Consider the following 3,389-nt stretch of genomic DNA (forward strand, 5'->3'; position numbering starts at 1 on the left):
ATCAGCGGCGTGTAGGCGAAGCGGGCCAGGCCCAGCCCGACCAGCGAGGCGCAGAGCCCCGCGGCGGCGAAGCGCCAGGCCTGCCCGGCCTCGGGCGGGGAATGATGGGCATGGCCGTGGGAACCGGACCGGTGAGGTGTCGCGCTCATGGGCCAAAGCTAGGCGCGCGCTCCCACCGGCGGGAGCGATTAGTTCAGATGGAAGCCATCATCATCAGCGATGGCTTCGCACCAGTGCCAGCGGCTCCGCCGCCCGCGGCACGGGCGACGGCCGCGCGATCCTGAGGAAGGCGGACAGGGCGCTGGACGGGTGCGCGTCGATGCGGCGGATGAAGACGGTGTCCACCCGCTCGGTCCAGGCCGGCGGGCGGAAGGCCCTGATCCGCCGGTCGCGCAGCGCCTGGGTGACCACGCCCTTCGGCAGCAGCGAGATGCCCATGCCGGCGGCGACGCAGCCGATGATGCCGTCCAGCGTGCCGATCTCGATCACCTTGACCTTGACGATGCCCTGGGCCGCCAGGACGCTCTCCAGCCGCTGCCGGTAGGCGCAGTCGGAGCGGAAGGCGACGATCTTCAGCCCGGCGAGGGTGCCGAGGTCCTCGAGATCCGCCACCGAGGGCGCGGCGATGATCGCCATCTCCTCGGCGAAGATGGTCTCGGCCTCCAGCTCCGGATGGTCGACCGGGCCGGCGACGAAGGCGCCGTCCAGCTCGCGCGCGATCACCGCCCGGGTCAGCCAGGGCGTCGTGCCGGTGGTCAGCGACAGGTCGACATCGGGATGGGCCTGGGTGAAGGCGGCCAGCACGTCCGGCAGCCGCAGGCCGGCCGTGGTCTCCATGCTGCCGATCGACAGCGGCCCGCGCGGCGTGCCGTCATCCTGCGCCGCCCGCTTGGCCTGGCGGATCAGGTCGGCGATCTGCACCGCGAAGGGGCGCAGGCGCCGCCCGGCCGCGGTCAGCACCACGCCGCGGCTGTGCCGCTCGAACAGCGGCGTGCCCAGCTCCTCCTCCAGCGCCCGGATCCGGGCGGTGACGTTGGACTGGACGGTGTTGAGCTCGGCCGCCGCCCGGCCGATGCCGCCGGTCCGGGCCACCGCCTCGAACACCTTGAGATCCTTGTCGTTCACGATGCGCGCCCGCGAATCCGTCCGGGGAAGATATCGTGATAATATGGGAAGACATGGCGGCAGGGCGACATGGACGCGGCATTACCGAAACGTAAGTACGCGGCCCCGGGGCTTTCCCCTACTCTCCCGCCCCGGGTCGAACGCCCGCGGCCCCGTCTCGGCGTGCGACGGTCCGGCGGGAGCGATGCTCTCTCGGCGTGGTCCGGTCCGTCACGCCGGCGATCCGCTGTCCGAGAGCCTGACACGCCCATGCAGATCCTCCTGATCGAAGACGACAACGAGACGGCCCAGCACATCATCGGGTCGCTGCGCGACGCCGGCCACACGGTCGAGCACAGCCTGACCGGCACCGACGGCTTGGCCCGCGCCGCGGCCGCCCGCACGGGCTGCGCGCCCCGGCTGCTGATCGTCGACCGCATGCTGCCGGACATCGACGGCATCACCCTGGCCCGTCGGATGCGGGCCGAGGGCAACACGGTGCCGATCCTGTTCCTGACCACGCTGGGCGGCGTCAGCGACCGGGTCGAGGGGCTGAACGCCGGCGGCGACGACTACCTGGTCAAGCCCTTCGCCCTGGCGGAGCTGCTGGCCCGGGTCGACGCCCTGGCCCGCCGCGCCGGCGCCGTCGCGGTCGAGACCGCGATCCGCGTCGCCGATCTCGAGATCGACCTGCTGAAGCGCACCGCCACCCGGGCCGGCCAGGCGATCGACCTGCAGCCGCGCGAGTTCAAGCTGCTGGAGTACCTGATGCGGCACTCCGGCCAGATCGTCACCCGCACCATGCTGCTGGAGCATGTGTGGGAGTTCCATTTCGAGCCGCAGACGACGGTGGTGGAGACCCATATCAGCCGGCTGCGCAGCAAGATCGACCGCGGTTTCGACCTGCCCCTGCTGGATACGGTCCGCGGCGTCGGGTACTGCCTCCGTGATCCTGGTTAGCTCCTGGGCTAGACTCGTCCGCACCGCGACGTTCCGGCTGGCCGCCGGCTTCGCCGCGCTGTTCAGCGTCTCGATCATCGTGGTGTCGAGCATCACCTACATGGCGATGACGCAGTATTCCGACCAGCAGATCGACCTCTCGATCAGCTCGGAGATGAAGGCCGTGCGCGACTCCGTCGCCGGCACCTCGGCCCCGGAGATCGTCAAGGCGATCAACGACCGCATCACCGACATCGACCCGGACTATTTCTACTACGCGCTGGAGGATTCCGACGGCGGCGTGCTGGCCGGCAACCTGCGGCCGGTGCCGGCCGTCACCGGCTGGGCCGACATCCCGCTGGACACCACCGACGGCAGCGGCGCCGCCGAGCGCCACACCATCCGCGGCCTGGGCGTCGACCTGACGCCGGAGCTGCACCTGTTCATCGGCCGCGACACGCAGGACCTGGACGAGCTGCAGGAGGGCATCACCCGCTTCTTCCTGGCCGGCGCCGCGGCGACGGTGCTGCTGGCGCTGGCCAGCGGCCTGGTGCTGAGCGCGCGCTTCCTGCGCCGGGTCGAGGCCGTGAACACCGCCGCCCGCCACATCATGGACGGCCATCTCGACGAGCGGGTGCCGAGCCGCGGCAAGGGCGCCGACGAGTTCGACCGCCTGGCCGACAACCTGAACGCGATGCTGGACCGCATCCAGCAGCTGATGCAGGGGCTGCACCAGGTCTCCAGCGACATCGCCCACGACCTGCGGACGCCGCTGTCGCATATGCGACAGCGGCTGGAGGCGGCGCGGCTGAAGGCGACCTCCGCCGACGACTACGACGCCGCGGTGGAGCGGGCGGTGGCCGATATCGACGGCATCCTCGGCGTCTTCGCGGCGCTGCTGCGCATCGCCCAGATCGAGTCCGGCGCGCGGCGCGAGGGCTTCGCGCCGGTCGACCTGTCGGGGGTGTTCGAGACCATCATCGACACCTACGGCCCGGTCGCGGACGACGCCGGATACCGGCTGGCCGGCACGGTGACGCCGGGCCTGCGCATCCGCGGCGACCGGCAGCTGCTGACCCAGATGCTGGCCAATCTGGTGGAGAACACCATCCGCCACACCCCGCCCGGAACCGAGATCGCGGTGTCGCTGGCGCCGGGGCCGGACGGGCCGGTCGGCCAGGTGCGCGACACCGGCCCCGGCATTCCGGAGGCGGCGCGCGAGAAGGTGTTCCAGCGCTTCTTCCGGCTCGATGCCGCCCGGATGACCCCCGGCAGCGGGCTGGGCCTGAGCCTGGTGGCGGCGGTGGCGCAGCTGCACGAGATCCGGGTGGCGCTGGCGGACAACC

The 3,389-nt window shown here is 71.6% G+C and carries 3 protein-coding genes; 2 read left to right on the forward strand and 1 reads right to left on the reverse strand.

What is annotated here, in order from left to right:
• Positions 1–213 precede the first annotated feature (213 nt).
• On the reverse strand, positions 214–1,125 hold the full coding sequence (locus tag P409_RS29910) for a LysR family transcriptional regulator (protein WP_034847006.1): 912 nt from the start codon (positions 1,123–1,125) through the stop codon (positions 214–216).
• 249 nt (positions 1,126–1,374) lie between these two features.
• On the opposite strand from P409_RS29910, the gene P409_RS29915 reads away from it, so the two are divergent.
• Both P409_RS29915 and P409_RS29920 read left to right on the forward strand, forming a co-directional pair.
• Entirely contained in the window at positions 1,375–2,064 is a 690-nt protein-coding gene (locus P409_RS29915; protein WP_034847008.1) for a response regulator transcription factor, read from the forward strand.
• Positions 2,051–3,389, forward strand: a 1,339-nt coding sequence (locus P409_RS29920; RefSeq protein WP_052121571.1) for a sensor histidine kinase, incomplete at its 3' end; no start/stop codon positions are given. The genes P409_RS29915 and P409_RS29920, both read left to right, overlap by 14 nt.

Source organism: Inquilinus limosus MP06 (assembly GCF_000767795.1).
Classification (GTDB): Bacteria; Pseudomonadota; Alphaproteobacteria; order DSM-16000; family Inquilinaceae; genus Inquilinus; species Inquilinus limosus_E.